Origin of the sequence: Leptospira stimsonii (assembly GCF_003545885.1) — a bacterium.
Lineage (GTDB): Bacteria > Spirochaetota > Leptospiria > Leptospirales > Leptospiraceae > Leptospira > Leptospira stimsonii.
The window spans coordinates 230,141-249,427 of the sequence record NZ_QHCT01000005.1; the positions used below are offsets into that span (position 1 = coordinate 230,141).

The window sequence follows — 19,287 nt, forward strand, 5'->3', positions numbered from 1 at the left end:
GGATCAATCTAAGTTTGGAATCAGCTTATCGCGATCCACTTGAAAACGCTCGAGAAGCGAATTTTTCGCGAGATAATAACGTAAGAGATCGATGTTGAAGTTCACCCTTGCTTGTGTTAGGCGAAGTTCATCTTGCACGTGTGTATCCAAGGCGTTTTTTACGGAAACCGCATCCGCTCTTCCTTGACGAAAGCTTCTTAGAACTCCGTTGTAATAGTTCCCACTTTCTCTTTCTGTGATGATATTATTCTTATAAATTCTGTGACTCGCTTCCAAGGCTTCGATTCTTGTTTTTACGTCGTCTCTGACTTCGTTTTTCAAGTCTTCTTCTTTCAGAGTCGCCTGACGCATGGAAATATTCGCGTCTCTTACACCCGCATAGATTCCTTTATCAGCCAAAGGATAGACGAAGTTCATTTGTCCGGTCCATTCTTTATATTTTGCGGTCGTGATACCGTGATTGTTATCGGTGTAGTTTTCTTGCGGGGAAACGATGTTCTGAGACTGACTCGCGCCTGTTCCTGAAATTGTAAGAGTGGGAAGTCTGTCGTTATTCGCATTTTTCAGTGCGGCTTCCGCGATCTCTTTTTGTTTGAGAGCGTTTAAAAAGTCAGCTCTGTGTTTGTAAGCATATTCTAAATCTTTTGAATAATCCGGTTTTTCAGCGAGATCTTCTAAAAGATTTGTTTCTTCCGAAAGAGAGGTTCCTTCCGGAATTTTCAAGGAACGAACGAGTTTTCTTTTTGCTTCTTCTTTTTGAACGATTGCCGTTTCCAGCTGATTCTCCGCTTGCGCTAAGAGTGCGTTCCACTGGTTGACTTCGAAACTTTCGGAAAGTCCGAGTCCTTGTTTGCGGACGGTAAGATTGCGAATGTTTTTTGTGTTCTCTACGAGTTGTTTGTAGGTTTTGACTGCTTGGGTTTTGATCGAGTAGTCCCAGAAGTCCACGAGAGAATCTACGATTACTCCCGAAATTTGTTGCGAAACCTGATTCTTTGCGATTTCCGCTTGGGATTCTAAGATTTTAACCTCGTTTCTTCCCTTGTAACCGAAAGAGTTTTTGAGAAGATCCTGGCTGATCGTCGCTCTTACAAATCCTGTATAAAGGGGAGGAATTCCCAAAGAAGAAAATCCTGCAGGAGTTGTGGATGCGTTTTCAAATGCGTTCGAGTCAAATCTTCTGGTTCCTGCTTCCACTTTGAAATAGGTTCCGGTCGTTTGAAGCGTCTTTTCGATCCCACCTTTGATGGTATCGTCCGAGATCTTTGTTCCTGAGAGCAGGTTTGCTTGGTTGAAAGGAAGAATCGACTGACTGGATTTTCCGTCGGCTACCAATCTCCAAGAATACTTCGAATCGTTTTTGAGAAAATTCGTATCGGACTTCGCCAATTCGTAGCGAAGGTTTTGTAAGCTATAATTGCTTTCTAAAGCCCTCTTGACGGTTTCTTCCGTAGAAAGTTTGAGCGTCTCATCGGCAGAGAGGGAGAAGGTTTGAAGAAGAACGAAACTTCCCAGAAGAATTCTTCCCAGATTCTTTGTTTGTAGAATCCTTTGTTTTGAATTTTGTACTTTTTGATCCATTTCGTTACTCCTTCTGTTTTGGAACCCTTGTAAGATAGACCCTGGTTATCCCAGAGCCTTCTTCATTTTTTCTCCAACTTCTGCAATGGATTGGCAAACGTGGATTCCCGCTTCTTGCATCGCTTTCATTTTGGAAGAAGCCGTTCCCAGCCCTCCGCTGATGATCGCACCCGCGTGTCCCATTCTTTTGCCCGGAGGAGCCGTTTGACCAGCAATAAAGCCGACAACCGGTTTTTTTACGTAATTCTTGATGTATTCGGCCGCTTCTTCTTCGGATGTTCCGCCGATTTCACCGATCATTACGATTCCTTTTGTTTCAGGGTCTTCGTTTAAAAGTTTGATCGCTTCCGTATGGTTCATACCGGGAACTGGGTCTCCCCCGATTCCGATACAAGTGGACTGACCTAAACCTTGTTTTGTGATCTGAGCCACGGATTCGTAAGTCAAGGTTCCGGAACGGGAAACGATTCCCACAGAACCAGGGCTGTGAATAAAACCTGGCATAATTCCCAGTTTTTGTTTCGCACGTGGTGTGATCACTCCGGGACAGTTCGGTCCCACGAGTCTGGTTTTAGAATTTCTAAGAACACTATAAACCTTGAGCATGTCGTGGGTCGGAATTCCTTCCGTGATACAGATCACGAGAGGAAGTTCTGCGAGAATTCCTTCGATGATCGCATCCGCCGCAAAAGCGGGAGGAACAAAAATCACAGCCGCGTTTACGCCTTCGTTTTTTACGGAGTCGTGGATCGTGTTAAAAACGGGGACTTTGTCTTCCCATTTCGATCCGCCCTTTCCCGGCGTTACTCCGGCAACCACTTTGGTTCCGTAAGCTAACATCTGAGTTGCGTGGAAAGAACCTTCCTTACCGGTGATTCCTTGAACTACAACCTTTGTATTTTCATCAACTAATACTGCCATGTGTGTTCTCTCTTATTGAATCAGTTTGGCAATGGTGCTTGCCGCTTCACGGAGGTCGTCGACTCCGGTAATTTTGAGTCCGCTCTTATTGAGGACTTCTCTTCCGAGTTCCGAGTTGGTTCCTTGAAGACGAACCACGAGAGGAACTTTGAGATCCACAGCCTTTGCGGCTTCGATGATTCCTTCGGCGACCATGTCGCAACGAACGATTCCACCGAAGATGTTTACGAAAATTCCCTTTACGTTCGGGTCACCGAGGATGATTTTGAATCCGTTGGTAACGGTGGTCTTGCTCGCTCCACCTCCCACGTCGAGAAAGTTTGCGGGTTCAGCGCCGGCGATCTTAACGATGTCCATCGTCGCCATTGCGAGTCCGGCTCCGTTGACCATACAACCGATGTTTCCGTCTAACTTCACGTAGTTGAGGTTGAACTCGGAAGCTTGCACTTCGAGAGGATCCTCTTCCGTTACGTCGCGATAAGCCGCGTTGTCCGGATGACGATAGAGTGCGTTTTCATCCAGATCCATCTTGCAGTCGCCCGCAACGATTTCATTCTGCTTGGTAAGAATGAGAGGATTGATTTCTAAAAGAGATGCGTCTTCTTTGATATAGGCTTCGTAGATCGCGAAGAGAAGACTTTGGAATGACTTGTGAGATTCGATCGGAAGTCCGAGTTCGAAGGCAAGTTGTCTTGCTTGATTCACTTGAAGTCCGATTCCCGGATCCACTGCGAGTTTGAGGATTTTTTCCGGATGTGTTTCGGCAACTTCTTCAATTTCCATCCCACCTTCCGTAGAAGCCATGATGATGGTTTTACGAATAGAACGATCGAGGAGAATACTCAGATAGTATTCCTTTGCGATGTCGATTCCTTGCTCCAGATATACTTTTAGGACTTTTTTTCCTTCGGGTCCGGTTTGAGGAGTGATGAGTTGCATTCCGAGGATCTTGTCGATTGCGGCTAATGCATCGTCTTTTGTTTTGGTGACCTTAACTCCACCGCCTTTTCCGCGTCCACCTGCGTGGATTTGCGCTTTTACAACTACTACGGAACCTTCGGTTGCGTAGGTAACTTCGTCGTGGGCTTTGGATCCGTTTTCTTTACTATCGATAACGACCCCAAAAGGTACGTTGGCTTTATGCCTTCTCAGGATTTCTTTTGCCTGATACTCGTGAATTTTCATGAATTAACCTTCATTGAACTTAGTTCAGTGCTTTTAGTAGGAGGAACAGTTTTCTCTAAATTTATAATGTTTTCGGCGGGAACTTTGGTGTCAGTAAAAAATTCAGGAGAATCCGCGTTTGCAGGTCGGGATTCCGGGTTTCTGGGTCTTCCTTTGATTTTTACGGATGAAAAGAGGTCCCGTTCTTTTGGGCAAGAATCTGAAATGTGTGAGTTCCTACTTTTGTGAGTTCTTGAAGTGATATTTCGTTTTGGAGTGGCTTGTTTGGGTTTTCTTTGGAATTGGTTCGTGAAACGAAATTTCGTTGGAACTCCAATCGAGAGTCTCGTCTTTGAAAAAGGACGTTTCCATTTCGGGGAATGTAGGAACTCCACCAGAAGAACGATGCTTAAAAAATGATCCGAGGATTTCTCTCGAGAAAAGAATCCGATTTTTCCTATGAGAGATCTGATTGGATGAAAATGTAGGAACTCCTATCGACGAATGAAATCGTTCGCTTTTGAAATGGAGGTTGGGTTCTTCAAAGTCCTAGTAAAAGTAGGAACTCACACAAAAATGGAATTCTTTTTCCTGAAAACTGTTCCCCTTTGCATCTTCCGAAATTCCAAAAAAGTAGGAACTCACACTTTCAGAGTCCTTTTAGAATTTCTCGGATGATTTCCCCCGGGTCGATCTCCGGAGAATTCTTCAATATCTTTTCCACTTCTTTGGTTGCGGCCTTTTCTTCAAAACCGAGTTGAATGAGACCTAAGATCGCGATTTCCTTTCTCCGAGATGCGGCGGCTTCTTCCGGAGACGAAGTGGGAGAAACCACGGAAAGGGAAGTCCCTTTTGCGGGAGTTCCGGAGAGAAAGAGCTCCAACTTTTTCAGATTTTGTTTCACCTCGAAAAAAATCTTCTCCGAGGTTTTTCCTTTCACCTTGGGAATTTTCTCGAGTTCTTTGGCTTCGCCGGATTGAGCGATTCGATAGAGATCTTCCGCGGAGAAGAATGATAAAATTTTGAGAGCGGTCAATTCTCCAATTCCTTGAAGGCCTTTCATCACTTTGAAGAATTCTTTATCTTGTTCCGTCAAGAATCCGAAAAGTCTTTGTCCTCTTTCATTCATCGCGTGAAAGATATGGAGATGGATTTCCTTTGCGGAGGGAAGGCTCTTGAGTTCGAGATAGGTTTTGAAGGAGATCGTAATTTCATAGGTAACTCCGCCCGTCTCGAGATGAGCGAATCCGACTTCCAATTTTTTAAGAGTTCCTTTCAGACCTGAGATCATATCCTCCCATCCGCTCACGAGAAGTCTGATCGTAAAGATAAATTTTCTCTCCCGGTGAAACGTTAGCCCTTAGGTGAAAGAGGACGGAAAAGCTCGAGCCACTTTTACAACAGAGTCAAAAATTTTCGAATTCTTCTACCTTTCGTCATTTTCAAAGCGTAGATAAAACTTGAGATTGGAATTCCGATTTTAGGAATGGCGCGCTTATTTCTAAATCGATACGATCAAAATATAAGAGAATCTTTATGTTCTTGAGGATCGGTTTGTCTTGCCGGATTTTACTTCAAACGGACTTTCAGTCCGTTTTTACGTTTTTTTTTCGAAATGATTTCCTTTGTCGGAGCAAAGGATTGGACATTTCTTTACAACGAAGCTTGTCTTCTTTCGAGTGCTTACTCTATTCTTTGCCTGAGAAAAAAAGTAGGAACTCACACAAATTCACTTTTTCAGAAATACCCTTCCGGAAAAATTCTCCTGATCACAAATCGACGATCTCTCCGATCGTCCAGACTTTCAGGGGAGTCGCGTCTTTGGTTTCCACTTGTAATTTTTTGAGAAAGAGCGGTGCCTCCGAGGGAAGATCGTCTCCAAGTGCAAACGTTCCCCAGTGAATGGGAAGAAGCATCGAAGATTGGAGAATCTTACTCGCATCCAAGGCTTCTTTCGGTCCGATATGAGCCGGTTCCATAAACCATCTGGGTTTGAAGGCGCCGATCGGAAGAACGGTAGCGTTGAAGCCTTGAGGAAATTTTTTTCCGATTTCGGCGAAGTGTTTTGAAAAACCGGTGTCACCGCCGAAGTAGATTCGAATATTCTCAAATTCGAATGCGTAACTTCCCCAGTGATATTGATTCGTATCGGTAAGACCCATTCTACTCCAGTGTTTCGCAGGAAGAAAATGAATCTTGGTTCCCGCGTATTCGGAAACGGACCACCATTCCTGGATCACCGTATTCTCAAAGGCTTCTTCCTTTGCGAATTCTCCCATACCGGAAGGAAGATGAATGGTAACTTCCGGGAATAGTTTTTGAATCTTCTTTATGGAATCAATATCAAGATGATCTCTGTGCGCGTGACTGACCGCGACCACATCCACACCGGGAAAATTTTCCGGTTGAATCGGAAGGTCCGTAAGTCGCTTAACAAAAGGAGGAATTCCGGTGAAAATCGGGTCCGTTAGAATGTGCATTCTCTTTCCGTGGAAATTGGCGGCGATCCAAACCGTAGCGTGACCGAGCCAAATGATTCTCACCTTTCCTTCCGGCGCCAAAAAATCCTCTTTGTTTCTTGGGAGCACGTTCGGAATCTTTCCGACATCACCTTCCACTGCGAGAGGGTCGTTCGGTCCCAGTAGCTTCCAACGAAGCACCGAGAAAAAACTTTTCCCTAGTCTTTCATCCTCTTCGAGATTGTGGTATTTCCCGTCATGAAAGTGCGAAGAACGGACTCTTTCCGGATCTACGGGAAAACAAGACTGAAGGAAAAATAGAATGTTTAAGAAGAGAAAAAGAGGTTTTATATACATTGGTTTTACAATTCGAAACCCGAGTGTTTCACCAGGTTCCGGATTCGCTAAAGTTCCTTTGATTCTTCATACGAAAAAGGAAAAAACAAACCTCAAATGACAAAAAATCAGGCTCGGGAACTCGGTTCAAATGAAGAATCCAGAAAACTCTTTCGAAAATAATTTTTTCACCTTGATTCGAAGCGGTTCGGATCCTTAGTTCCAAAAAAGAGATCGTTCATTCCCCAAGCGGATCTATTTCTCTTTTTCTATTTTCTTTCCTCTTTCGAGTCATAGTCTCTGATCTTAGAGGGATCACCTTTCCCTCTTTCAAAGGAGAACTCTCGTGAAACTCATCACACTTTTTCAACTCTCGCTCGCGACCTTTGCTCTTGCCTTTCTTTCCTGTTCGAACCTCGGTTTAGATCAGGACAAAGAGAAAAAAGACCAAGACAAGAAAAAATGCAACAGCGCCGTTGCGGCTTATGTAGGTTGCACAGCTTCCAATCCCACTATGGGCGCCTGCGATTCCCTTTATCTCGGTGTCCTTGGGATCTGCGGTAGTTCGGGCGGTTCAGGTGGATCCGGCGGCGGTGGCGGCGGGGGATATTGATCCGTATTTTATAAATTCATAATTTAAAATATTTGAATCTATAGTTTATTGAATTTGGTCGAACCCGGACGATCGTTCGGGTTTCTTTTTAAACCCTTTTTCTTGAAGAATGGAAAACGTTCCGATTCAGGAAAAAGGTAACTTTCTTCTATTGAAATCCGGGACGCTTCTTCGAGACTCTTTTCTCCGCTGTAATCCGAAAAGACGATCACGAATCAACAACATCCAAATCGGGAATTTTGAAGGTGCTCCTTCACGGTATTTGTTCCTTGCAGAAAGTTTGATTTTCTGATAGAGAAACGTTCCTGAAATTTTTCTCCTTCCTCTTCGCCAAAAAACTCGGGTGGGCGCGTGCGAAGTTTACGGAAGAAGTGTTCTCGTTACGTCGAATTCTCCAGTCGAGTCGATTCCTCTTTGCATAAGTTCGGCATCGAAGAAAAGATCCGCCTTTTGTTTTCTCCGGCCCTTCGTTACGGAGATCCGATCTGGAAACGTAATTTTCAATTGTAGGATTTTTGTCGTCCTCCGAAAAAGGAAAAACGAGTTTTCGGATTCAAAGAATGACAAGCGCACCGCAAAGAGATCTTCCGGAAAAGAAAAATAGAATCATCGCCTTTTTGTTAAGCGTATTCTTCTTATGTCTTTTTTTTTGGAACACGATCGGGCTATTTCGATTTCCTTGGATCATCTGGATTTTACTCTTTTTCTCTAAGATTTTTTCTTATACTCTCTGGGCGCTCATCCATGAATGTGTTCACGGAAATTTTTCGAACTCTCGCAACGAAAGTCATCTCGCGGGGAGAATTCTTTGTATTCTTTTCGGAACTCCTTATCAAGTCGCAAAGACCGCGCATCTTATGCATCATAAATTCAATCGCCAGGAAGGGGAAAGAATCGAATTTATAGAAAAGAACGGGGTTCCGGTTCTGATTCAAAAATTCTTCTATTACTTAAAGCTTTTCCAAGGAACGTATTTCTTAGAAGTTTTCGGCGGCTTTTTTCTTTCCTTACCTCTTTCTTTTTCGATTCCACTCGCAGAAAAATACGTTTCCGGTCTTCCCGTGCAGAAGGCATTTTTCAAACAGATTCAAAAACCGGAAATCGTTCGCGAATTGCGAATCGATTCTTTTGCGATTCTTTGTCTCTTTGGATTTGCTTTTCTTTTTTCAGGTTCTTTCTTTTGGTTTTTAGGAGGGATGTTGATACTCAGAGGTTTTATCGTTTCCGTTCTGGATCACTCGTATCACTACGGGAAAGAAATCGACGACTCCAATTCTTCTTACAACCTAAACGTTCCAAAAGTGATTTCTCTTCTTTTTCTCAATTTTAACTTTCATCGAATTCATCATCTTTTTCCGGGTTGTCCTTGGAATCGTCTTCCAAATCAGTTTGTTAAGACGGAGGATCGAATGGATCTTTCTCTTTTTCGACAAACGTTGCGCCAGTTTCACGGTCTCTTACCACTTCCGAATCGGAATTCCAACACTCGTTAAGAAAGTTCAAATTTGCGATCATCGCTCTTCAATTTGATTGTCAAAAGGGGCATTTTTTCCATTCTGTCGCTTAATGTCCTATAATCATAAGAATGTCTTGGATACCGAGCAGTTCTCCAAAGCCGATCTGGATTTTCTCATCGGAAAAACGAGAGATATGGAACGCCTTGTGGAACAAAACAAGGCCTTCGGAATCCTTACTGGGAAACTGTTGGCTTCTCTCTTTTTCGAAGCTTCCACGAGAACACGTCTTTCTTTTGAAGCCGCGATGGAACGTCTCGGAGGAAGAGTGATCTCCACGGTAGGCTTTCAATTCTCTTCCATCTCGAAAGGTGAGACGTTGTACGACACCATGAAGATGATCGAGGCATACGCCGACATCGCGGTCATTCGTCATCCAGTGGAAGGTTCTTCTCGAATCGCCGCCGGCGCGGTAAAAATTCCGGTCATCAATGCAGGTGACGGAGCTGGGCAACATCCGACTCAAGCTCTTCTGGATCTTTATACGATCATTTCCGAAAAAGGAACGTTAGACGGTCTTACCGTCGCTTTTATCGGAGATCTGAAATACGGAAGAACCATTCATTCGCTTATCAATTTACTCAGACATTATAAGGTTCATCTCTATCTCATCTCACCGCCCGAACTGGCGCTTCCGGAATCGTATAAAAAAGGTCTGGAGGGTTTTTCGATCACTTGGGAAGAGACAACCGATATCAAAGCGGTTTGGGATTGCGACGTCGCGTACGTCACTCGCATCCAAGAGGAAAGATTTCCGGATCACAAGGAATACGAAAGACTCAAGGACCTTTTTAAGGTGAACAAAGAATTGATCCTTGCTTCCAAAAAAGAGACAACGATCTTACACCCGCTTCCTCGTGTGAACGAACTTTCCACGGACGTGGACGATCTTCCGAACGCGGCCTACTTCAGGCAGGCGAGATACGGAGTCGTGAGCAGAATGACTCTTCTTTGTCTTTCCTTAGGACAGGATTTCTAAAATTCTTGGAACGTAAAATCTGGACATACGAAGAGGCGCGTATCATTCTACCCACGGTTCGAGAGATTACGGAAGAATACTATTCTTATGTTTCAGGACTGACGACGGAGCTTCGGGAAAAAATTCTTCCCGAGAATGAAATGGAACAAAAGGAAGAATCCGTTCGGAATTCTATCTTCGAATGGTCTTCCAAAGTTCAGGAATACGGAATCGAAGTCAAAGGCCTCTGGCTCATAGACTTCGATCACGGAAACGGATATTATTGCTGGCACCTCGGTGAAGAGGATCTTCTTTTCGAACACGGTTACGAAGAAGGTTTTGCCGGAAGAAAATTAATCGAAAGGGAAAACGAAGATGGCGAACATCAATGAGAATTATTTAAAATTGAAAGCGGGTTATTTATTTCCCGAAATTTCCAAACGGGTAAAGGCTTATTCGGAAAAAAATCCTTCCGCGAAAATCATCCGTTTAGGAATCGGAGACGTAACGCTTCCGATCGTTCCTTCCGTTGTGGATGCGATGGTCGCGGCTTCCAAAGAAATGGGAACTGCAGGCGGTTTTCACGGCTACGGCCCGGAACAAGGATATTCCTTTTTGCTAAAGTCCATTGCGGACAACGATTATGGAAGTTTGGGAATCAAGATCGACGAAAGCGAGATCTTTGTTTCGGACGGTTCGAAATGCGATTGTGGGAATATTCAAGAAATCTTTTCTACGGACGCGAAGATCGCTGTCGCCGATCCCGTTTATCCCGTTTATGTGGACACAAACGTGATGGCCGGAAGAACCGGTGAGATCGGCGCCGATGGAAGGTATTCCAATTTGATCTATATGCCCGCGACGAAGGAAAACGGTTTTCAACCGGAGATTCCGAAAGAAAAAGCGGACATCGTTTATCTTTGTTATCCGAACAACCCGACCGGAACCGTGACCACAAAAGAAGCTCTGAAAGCTTGGGTGGATTATGCGAAGAAAAATAATTCCATCATTCTTTACGATTCGGCTTATGAAGCGTTTATCAGCGAACCCGGCGTTCCTCGTTCCATCTACGAAGTCGAAGGTGCGAAGGAAGTTGCGATCGAGTTTCGTTCCTTTTCTAAAACGGCGGGTTTTACGGGACTTCGTTGCGCGTATATCGTGATTCCGAAAGAACTCAAAGGAAGAACGAAGTCCGGAGAAGAAGTGAGCATCAATTCTCTTTGGAGTAGAAGACATACGACGAAGTTCAACGGTGTTTCGTACGTGACGCAGAAAGGCGCGGAAGCTTGTTATTCTCCTCAAGGAAAAAAAGAAATTCAAGAATCCATCACATACTATATGTCCAACGCGGCGAAAATTCGAGAAGGTCTAAAAAAAGCAGGATACGAAGTTTTCGGTGGAGTCAACGCTCCTTATATTTGGCTGAAGACGAGCGACAATCTTTCTTCTTGGGATTTTTTCGATCGTCTTTTAGAGAAAGCGCAAGTGGTCGGGACTCCCGGTTCCGGCTTTGGTCCCGCGGGGGAAGGTTATTTTCGTCTCAGTGCCTTTGGAAAAAAAGAGGACGTAGAAGAAGCGATCAAAAGAATTTCCGCTCTCTAAGGAATACATTACGGCCAAACAAACCAAAACTTTCGTGGATTCTTTCTAACGGAATCGATTTGGTTTGTTTGCTTTCCTCTCTTTTTGTTCGGTCGAACTTTTAAATTCTCCTTCGAATAATCTTAAATTTAAGAACCTCTCTTCTTTCGAACGTTTTTGTTTTCTGAGGAAAGGAAAGTCTCAAACGAGACCGAACGGCATTTCCGATTATCATTTTTGATACGCGAAATTTTGTTTTCCTCTCAAATAATCAGTGAAGAAGAATTCAGAATTTTTAATAATAATTCTTTTCTGATAAGAGCACTCCAAAATTCTGTTTTTCTAAAGCGGTAAAGTTAGACGAAATATAGCCGCTTTAAGAACTATAAGGAGTATTCTCAATGAGAAAAAATATTTTTATCTGCGTCTCTATTCTTCTTTTCGTAGGTTGTTCTATGAATACACGAACTCTAAAAAAGACGGAAACGGAAGCGGTGATCCAAGGAATCGGAATGACCGAATTCGAAGCAAGGGAAGCGGCTTTAAAAGAGATTCAAGGAATTTTCCCAGAATATAAAGAGTCGAAACCGATGGAATGCAAACAAGAGTATTACGTCTCGGGTAGAACCATGGGATCAGGCGCGAATCAACAATACTCTGCATCGGGCAGTACATACTATAGTTGTATTGTATATGCCGCAAAAAAGTAGTCGAAACCGAATTGGTTCCGCATCACTTAAATACTAATATCGAATTTCTGGTCTAACGCGTAAACCCTGGGTAGGGAATTCTACTCCAGGGTTTCTTTGACACTTCTTGGTTCGTAGTCCATCGTTAGCATCCGGAGCATAAGAACCCAAACTTCGTGAGTTGGAATTAAAAATCGAATCCCTCTACAAGCTCATTCCGAAAGAAGATCGAAATGGATCGTACGGTCTGAAAACGTATCCTTTAAATACGATAGAAAGAGGATTGTGATTCTTCATTCGAAGTTCAGATCAATCGTATGTTTACTTCTCCTGTTGAATCTTCCCTTTCTACGGTTAAATGAAACATTCTGAAAATGGAATGGATTTGCATTAAGGTACACAATTTCCGTTGTATTCAAATGCCCCTATGGAATATCCGAAAGAACCCGCTGGCACCGGTGCTGGAAGTGCGTTCGAAGTTCGGAGAGAACCGGTGATATCCTTTCTGTAGAATTGGGCGATTGCAGGTGGATATGCCGGATCGACCCCGCCGTAAACGGAGTTACATTTCGAATTTGAATTCAATAACAATACGTCCAGGTTTCCGCTTGGATTTGGAAATATCGGATCGTGTGCAAAATTCAATTGAGTATTATTCGTTAGAGGTGTTAGACATAGAAATGAATCTCGTAGAGGACTCGGCTCGATACCACAAACCCTGAACTGTCCGCCTGGAGAAGAAGCCACTGCGGGATTACATCCGAAAAAATTATTTCCTCGTAAATCCGAAGTGTTATTTACGTTATTCACATCGTAGTTTAGACAAACTCTATTCGTTGCCAAAGGATTTGTAAGAATCTGATTGTTTACGATGTTTAAGTTTAATACTCCGGTACTTTGGTGATGGATTCCGAAAGACCGAGTTGTTCCACTACCACCATACATCGTATTGTGGAACACATAAAAGTTCGGAGAATTGATCGATAGTGCTTCGATCGCCTTCGAAGTGACTGCGTTAATCGCCGGTGTTCCGTTGACGTGAAAGGAATTGATGATATTATTCGCGATCACTAAGCTCTGGGTAGTGTTGTCAGCCATGTTATTAATCGCGATTCCGATCGACGAATCAATTCCGTCGTTTAGGTTGCGGTGTGATCCTCCGCTGATCGAGTTGTTTAGAACAAATCCTTGTGTGTCGTTGAACAATCGAAGCCCGACTGACATGGAATTCCCGCTTCCGCCTAAGATATAATTTCCAGTGATAAAGAAAGAATTTCGAACATTCGAAGCATAGATGCCCGATCTAGTTTGCATCAAGCCGTAAGGCGCGCTGGACGCCGTACCGAGAATCTTGTTTTGATCGATTCTAAACGTCGAAGCTCCCGTAGAAATATTATTCAACCATATACCGGTCGAAACCGCATTATTCGGATTTGTAATGATCGTAAAACCTTGAATGACCAGATCCGCAGTCAGAGTTAAACTTCCGCCAGCGATCGCCGCACACGACGTGAGGTCGCTTCCCCCACAAGCGCCGATGCCAAGGTTGTCTTGGATCGTTGTTTGATAAGCGACAATATCACGAGATTGAAAATCTAAACTGAATCCTCCTAAGAGCTGAAGTTGATCCTTTAGAATGATCCTATCGGAAAGAACAGAAATCGGATAAGTGCCTTGGGCTACGAGAATGAAACAAGGCGAAAGAGTATTACACTGGGAAACCGCATACTGAATGCTATTGCACGATGTGGCGACCGAACCGCAAGAACCTACGTTGGCGCCGAGTCCGTTCACATATTTGATTTGATTCGTGACGGCATAACTCGTCGGTCGTGGAAGATTGAATGGACGATTGGTTCCGGCTTCCGTACATCCAGAAAGTTGAATGCACTGCCTGATGCCGCTGTTCCAGTTTAAATTAGGACGGATTGTCAGAGTGTTTGCGGTGTAGCTTGCGACCGTCGGAGCGAGAGCGGACGCACTCATATCTCCAAAACAAGGAGCGGGAGGCGCCGAGAAATTACAGCTCATCGGAGTTACCGGCTTAGAGAACGTTAGAATGACGTTGTCAAGAGGGCCGATTGCGGTTTGATCGATAGGTAGAGAGTCGATTAAGCTCAAACAATTCACGTTGAGAGTCACCGATGAACCGTTTATCGATCCTGTAGCGGGAGGAATGGTCTCCATCACACAAGTGTGTTTGTTCGGACTGGAAAGAATTGTCGCAGAATAAGAACCTAGATCCGGCACTTGACCGGAAAAAGAAAATGTTCCGTCGTTCGTTAAATTTAAAGTATCGACGGCTCCATTTCGAACCGAAAGTGTTCCGGTCGCCGTCGTAGCGATGCCGTAAACATTCAGATTGAGATTAAAAAATTTCGTACCACAGCGTACTTCAACGAGGTTGGAATCAGGACTTAAGATGCCGGTAGGATTTGTGATCTGACACGTTTGACTCGGAGTGACGACGGGTTGTGAAAGAACGGAAACGGAAAATTCGGAGTATTTGGGCTTCTTCTTTGAAAATTCGAAGTCTCCGTTTCCAGTAATCGAAAGAACTTCGGAATCTTGATTTGTAATCGTGAAGAAGCCGCCGTTCGCCAAACCCTGAACTCGAATCTTAAGGTTGAGAGGAGTTTGTGCATTCGTTAGAAAATTGGAAAACACAGCGGCATCAATAAAAGAACTTCCTTCCGGCTTCGGGACGCAGGTGAAAAAGAAAGAGAAGCTGATTAACAAAAGGAAGAACAGGTTGAAGGTATATCTGAATTTATAATATTTATTCATCGATTTATAAGAAAGTATCCGTAAAAAACAACAAACCGCGGGCTTCTATTTTATTTCTTTTTTGAAAGCTCGATTCACAACTTATAGGATGAGAAGCCCAAAAGAATGGAAGAGCCTTCCGGTCTGAGTTTTGAAACAATGATGGTCGGTTTTTTTGGTAAAAGAGGTACTCGTGAGAGGGAAGAAAAAGGAGTAGATCGACAAATTCTGATCGAACCTAGATTGGAGCATCTTCTCAAAATAAAATTTTCAGAAGAGTTAGGAGAGAAAATAGAAAAAGAGAACGGGTTCCAAGAAGTTTTTCCGTTAAAAATGAACTTCGTGATCTTCATTCCGGCAAGTCCTTCGTATGATATTCTTCTGTTCCACCATTCTTGGAAAAAAAGAATTTTCGGATATCGAGAACGTAAGATCCGATTTTCCTGCAAGAGCGAACAAATGGTTCCGCTATCTTTGCAAAGGTTTTTCTTTTTTCTGCGCAGTGTCCGATCGGAGTCGGAGCAGAGACAGTGCCTTTGCACGGATCTGCCGGAGGAAAAGAAAGGATTTCCTTTGAAGAATTTCCAAACGAATTCGAGGCAATTACGAGAATCTTAACTGATTGTGAGGTTTCCGGTGAGAAAAAAATATATCGATCGGGAAAGACCGAATCAGGATCTAACTTTTCTTGAATATAATTTCGAACGTTAACGCCATCCGATTGTCGCTCTCAGAACTTTTACAAGAGGAAGAAAGAAACACGAGTAACCTGCTAAAGGAAAAAAAAGGTGGAAAGCGAATTCATTCTCAAGAAGAGGCTGATTTTAGAATCTTTCTTTTTCAGGAAAGGAGTATTCGAATTTTCCTAAAAATCTGGTGGAGTTGCCGATGATTTCTTTTGAAAATTCTGGATTCCTCTCCGTATTCACTCGTTTGCGATCTACTTTCTTTGTTGTAGAATCGTATAAAATGAGTGCAGGTTGGTTTTTATATCGAATTTGAATTTTGAAAAAATCCAATTCGTAAAAAAATATTCTGAAACGATAATATGATTCTTTCTCTGAAAGTATGAAATTTCGGAATGAGTTCGCCTTAGAGCCAGAAGTAGACCATCTGCTGATCTCAGGAATGAAAAATAAATGTCCTTAGAATCTTCTAACGTGTTTTGAGAATTTGTTGCGTTCAGTATCTTGGTCCAAGGAGACGAACTTGAATTTTGCGAATCGAGTTCATCCACTATTGGAGAGGCGTTTAAGGAACCGTAATCTTCTTCGTTACGAAGCTATCGGAGGAACCGCTTGCCGAATTCAAAAAAGTATAAGAGGCAATGTTGACACACGCGTCCGTATAAGCCTGTGTGTCGAAAGACTTCTTCATCGTAGAATACGTGTTAGCCGATATGGGGACCGGAGGTTCTTCTAAACCCAATTCGACGAAAGTCAATGGAATGGGCCCCGTATTTCCCTTGGAATTTTCCGTGGTGAAATCCAGGTAAAGATAATCCTGAACGGACGTTGTGGTATATTTCGCGACGAACTCCATTGAATTTCCGTTCATCGTAACTTCAATACAGTGTTGTGCGCAATTTCCTATCGTAGTAGGGGCCGCAATCGCTCCACTACATGGTCCGGCTGGCGGTGTCGGAGCGATGGAATTAATTTTCTTCGTGGATTTTCCGAAAGAATTGGACGTTACGACAATAATTTGATAGAAGGCAGAGGTTTCCGGAGAAGTCCAAATAAATCGATCGGGAAAGAAATCGCTTGGATCGACCGCTTTGATATAATTTCTTACTGTCGTTCCATCTGCATCAAGCTCGATAAAATTCGGTCTCCCTATATAAGCCTTAATGGAATAGGGCTTGGTCGGAGTCTGCTGAAAAGAGAAAGAAATTTCCACTTTTTGGGAGTCCTCTGGAAAGCCCGTTTGATAGACCGTATTGACTTTTAATTCATTTAAGGTCGGTGGAATGGTGGCGAAAAAAGACTGGCTTGCAACGAAAGGAGCCGTTAAGTCTTTGTTTTCCGCGCCAGAGTTGCAATTCTGAAAAAAGAGCAAGGGAATGATCGAGATTAAAACTCCTTTGGAAAGTATATTTACCCGTTTTCTAATGAATTGAATCGAATTAGAATGGTATACTATTCTAATGCTATTATAGAATTGATCGTGAAAATGGTTTTTTTCAAAGTGATTCTCGATTGTTATCCCCTTTGAATCAGGGAACAACGTTTTTTTTGCGCCGAATGGCTTTGCCCACCAATTCCGTGTTTTAGATACAATGAGCTTTCTTTTTGTCAAAGAGAAATGTTTTTTATAAAATATTAGTTTATAAAAGTACATTAATATATCCTAAAGTAATAATCTATGTATAAACAAATGTACTTATTTGGATCATGACAAATGGAATGTTTGATGAGATCGCCACGTTTTCTCTCGCTCTGGCTATCTGCTCCTAAGCTCTTATTGTGAGATTATTTTTCAGGAAAGGCTTTATTTCCAATTTTTAATGCTAACTCGATTTTCAAAAAGTAGGAACTCACACTCTGTTCGGTTTTAGAGCCTTGTTCAACTTTCCCTACGGGTTCTTGAAAGATTCGCCTTCTGGAAGGTCAGTACTGACTCTTTTTTGGGGAGTTGTACTCCTTTCAAAGTAAAAACTCAGAGTTTTGTGTGATCGGAGAAAGCTTCCATAGGATTGGATCCAAAAAGTAGGAACTCCCGCAGTTTGTTGTTCTCGCGATCGCTCACGAAGCAATTTCAAAAAGTAGGAACTCCCGCAGTTTGTTGTTCTCGCGATCGCTCGCGAAGCAGTCTCCAAAAAGTAGGAACTCCCGCAGTTCATCTTTCTCGCGATCGCTCGCGAAGCAGTCTCAAAAAAGTAGGAACTCCCGCAGTTCATCTTTCTCGCGATCGCTCGTGAAGCGGTTTCAAAAAAGTAGGAACTCCCGCAGTTCATCTTTCTCGCGATCGCTCGTGAAGCGGTTTCAAAAAGTAGGAACTCCCGCAGTTCATTTTTCTCGCGATCGCTCGCGAAGCAGTTTAAAAAAAGTAGGAACTCCTGCAGTTCGTCTTTCTCGCGATTGCTCACGAAGCTGATTTCCAAAAAGTAGGAACTCACACGGATCAACGCTCTTACGGGGGATTGCCTTTTAGATTCGTCTTCTTAGGATAAACTTTCGATTCTGAAAGCGAACGCGCTTTCAGTGAAAAAAGTGAAACGTAGGAACTCACACAAACCGGGTTCTTACTAAAGACCAGGTGTTCCGACGAACTTGAATGAGTCGGCGGTCTCTCCATCTTTTCCGGAAACCCCGTTTCTTGCCGAAAAAAGAGAAGAATTTTCTTCCCATCCGAAAAATAAGAGTATTCTGACGCCGATTCGGCATTTGATCATTTTACATCTTTCATGAAAATAGAAGCCCTCTACAGATACTTTCTCATGACTCCGGCGACGCATCTTCCCGTGATCGATGAGGAAGGAAATCTGATCGGACTCTTATCCCGCAAATTGATTCAGATGGAAATGGCGGACCTGAGTTCTTCCGACCGGGAATATGCACAACTTCCGGATTCTTTTTTAGAAACGGAAATGCCCGAATCATTCTTCCAGTATTTTCAGAGACAAAAATCGATTCCTGTCCTTTCCAAAACCGGGGAAAAAAAGGAAGAATGGGATAAGGTCCAGGTCATGGCCGGACTTGGAAAACTCGTCGCTCCCAAGCGCACGGAAGAGCCTGCAACCGAAGAAAAAAAACAGGCTCTGGAACAAAGTTCCCGTTCTTGGTTTATGGAATTGATTCTCCAGAATTTTCCGGACGGACTTTTGGCGACCGATCTCGAAGGAAGTTCTATCTTTTACAACGAAACCTTTGAACAGACGATTCTTACAAAAAAATACTTTCGAGATTCGATTCTCCAGGCGGAGAGGCTTCTCAAGGAAATGAGTAAGAATCTTCTTGCGAATTACTTAAAGACCAACGAACTTCGTCTCGAAGGAAATTCTCCCTTTTCTCTTCAGACTTACGTAAACGAGCTCGAATGCAACGTTCGGATCATCGTCCTCAAACAAGGCTCGAAGATCGTAGGATATCTCTATCACTTCGTTTCTCCTCGTTCCGGGTTGGGACAACAGGATGAGAATGGATTGGAATTCCCATCCGTGAGCGACGCATTTCTCCAGAAACTTCCTCTCGAAACGATGCTCAAGGAAGTGGAGAGCGCTTTTATCTTTCATTCTTTGAAGCGAAATCAGGACAATATTTCGCATACCGCGCTCGAGTTAGGAGTTCCTAGAACCACTCTTCAGAATCGGATCAAGTTTTTGGAAATGCAGAGCCGTTATTCGCTTTCCAGGGAGAATCCGATTCCCCGTAAGAAAGCGAGTCTTTCACAGGAAGTCGAAATCACACCCGTAGAGAAAAACTCTAAGAATACGGAAACTTCTCTTGGAACAAAACATTCTTCTTCCTCCAAGAAAAAACCGAAGAATGTTTCGAAATCTTCCGTTCTTCCGAAGAAAACATCTTCTTCGAAGTCGGCTTCTTCTAAAACGCCGGCAAAAAAAAGAAAGCATCGTTGAATAATTTCGTTGACAACGTTCCCTTCCATCCTTTATCTCAAGAGTAGAGCCGGTCTTAGCAGATCTCTCATTCCACCCTGTATTCTCAAAAATAAAATCTCAAAAAGGCGAATCCTTCCCCTTTTT

At 43.2% G+C, this 19,287-nt stretch carries 14 protein-coding genes; 7 read left to right on the forward strand and 7 right to left on the reverse strand.

Features of this window, described 5'->3' with window-relative positions; all coding sequences use genetic code 11:
- Positions 1-3 precede the first annotated feature (3 nt).
- From DLM75_RS17785 to DLM75_RS17805, 5 genes are all read right to left on the reverse strand, one after another.
- On the reverse strand, positions 4-1,581 hold the full coding sequence (locus DLM75_RS17785) for a TolC family protein (RefSeq protein ID WP_118969841.1): 1,578 nt from the start codon (positions 1,579-1,581) through the stop codon (positions 4-6).
- A gap of 45 nt (positions 1,582-1,626) precedes the next feature.
- On the reverse strand, positions 1,627-2,502 hold the full coding sequence (gene sucD / locus DLM75_RS17790) for a succinate--CoA ligase subunit alpha (protein WP_069606686.1): 876 nt from the start codon (positions 2,500-2,502) through the stop codon (positions 1,627-1,629).
- A gap of 12 nt (positions 2,503-2,514) precedes the next feature.
- Positions 2,515-3,687, reverse strand: coding sequence for an ADP-forming succinate--CoA ligase subunit beta (gene sucC / locus DLM75_RS17795; protein WP_118969842.1), 1,173 nt, complete (start codon positions 3,685-3,687; stop codon positions 2,515-2,517).
- Between the two features lie 628 nt (positions 3,688-4,315).
- Entirely contained in the window at positions 4,316-4,957 is a 642-nt protein-coding gene (gene ruvA / locus DLM75_RS17800; protein ID WP_118969929.1) for a Holliday junction branch migration protein RuvA, read from the reverse strand.
- 478 nt (positions 4,958-5,435) lie between these two features.
- Positions 5,436-6,482 carry an MBL fold metallo-hydrolase gene (locus DLM75_RS17805; RefSeq protein ID WP_118969843.1) on the reverse strand — a complete coding sequence of 349 codons (1,047 nt, stop codon included), beginning with the start codon at positions 6,480-6,482 and terminating at the stop codon, positions 5,436-5,438.
- 325 nt (positions 6,483-6,807) lie between these two features.
- Between DLM75_RS17805 and DLM75_RS17810 the strand changes: the two genes are divergently transcribed.
- From DLM75_RS17810 to DLM75_RS17835, 6 genes are all read left to right on the forward strand, one after another.
- Positions 6,808-7,074 (forward strand): hypothetical protein, encoded by a 267-nt coding sequence (locus tag DLM75_RS17810; RefSeq protein ID WP_118969844.1) that lies wholly within the window; start codon positions 6,808-6,810, stop codon positions 7,072-7,074.
- A 560-nt stretch (positions 7,075-7,634) separates the two neighbouring features.
- Positions 7,635-8,567: a fatty acid desaturase family protein gene (locus tag DLM75_RS17815; protein WP_118969930.1), complete on the forward strand. Its 933-nt coding sequence runs from the start codon at positions 7,635-7,637 to the stop codon at positions 8,565-8,567.
- 73 nt (positions 8,568-8,640) lie between these two features.
- On the forward strand, positions 8,641-9,567 hold the full coding sequence (pyrB, locus tag DLM75_RS17820) for an aspartate carbamoyltransferase (RefSeq protein ID WP_118969845.1): 927 nt from the start codon (positions 8,641-8,643) through the stop codon (positions 9,565-9,567).
- Between the two features lie 5 nt (positions 9,568-9,572).
- A complete protein-coding gene (locus tag DLM75_RS17825) occupies positions 9,573-9,938 on the forward strand; it encodes a DUF2203 domain-containing protein (RefSeq protein WP_118969931.1) in 366 nt (121 codons plus the stop codon).
- Complete coding sequence (locus tag DLM75_RS17830; RefSeq protein WP_118969846.1) at positions 9,922-11,148, forward strand: LL-diaminopimelate aminotransferase; 1,227 nt, start codon at positions 9,922-9,924, stop codon at positions 11,146-11,148. The genes DLM75_RS17825 and DLM75_RS17830 overlap by 17 nt, the downstream gene beginning before the upstream one ends.
- Before the next feature lie 380 nt (positions 11,149-11,528).
- On the forward strand, positions 11,529-11,837 hold the full coding sequence (locus tag DLM75_RS17835) for a hypothetical protein (protein ID WP_118969847.1): 309 nt from the start codon (positions 11,529-11,531) through the stop codon (positions 11,835-11,837).
- A 369-nt stretch (positions 11,838-12,206) separates the two neighbouring features.
- Here the strand turns inward: DLM75_RS17835 and DLM75_RS17840 are convergent, their stop codons facing one another.
- Both DLM75_RS17840 and DLM75_RS17855 read right to left on the reverse strand, forming a co-directional pair.
- Positions 12,207-14,483 (reverse strand): right-handed parallel beta-helix repeat-containing protein, encoded by a 2,277-nt coding sequence (locus tag DLM75_RS17840; RefSeq protein WP_147456658.1) that lies wholly within the window; start codon positions 14,481-14,483, stop codon positions 12,207-12,209.
- 1,350 nt (positions 14,484-15,833) lie between these two features.
- Positions 15,834-16,640, reverse strand: coding sequence for a hypothetical protein (locus tag DLM75_RS17855; RefSeq protein WP_147456659.1), 807 nt, complete (start codon positions 16,638-16,640; stop codon positions 15,834-15,836).
- A 1,348-nt stretch (positions 16,641-17,988) separates the two neighbouring features.
- Between DLM75_RS17855 and DLM75_RS17865 the strand changes: the two genes are divergently transcribed.
- Complete coding sequence (locus tag DLM75_RS17865; RefSeq protein ID WP_118969853.1) at positions 17,989-19,161, forward strand: CBS domain-containing protein; 1,173 nt, start codon at positions 17,989-17,991, stop codon at positions 19,159-19,161.
- Positions 19,162-19,287: the final 126 nt, after the last annotated feature.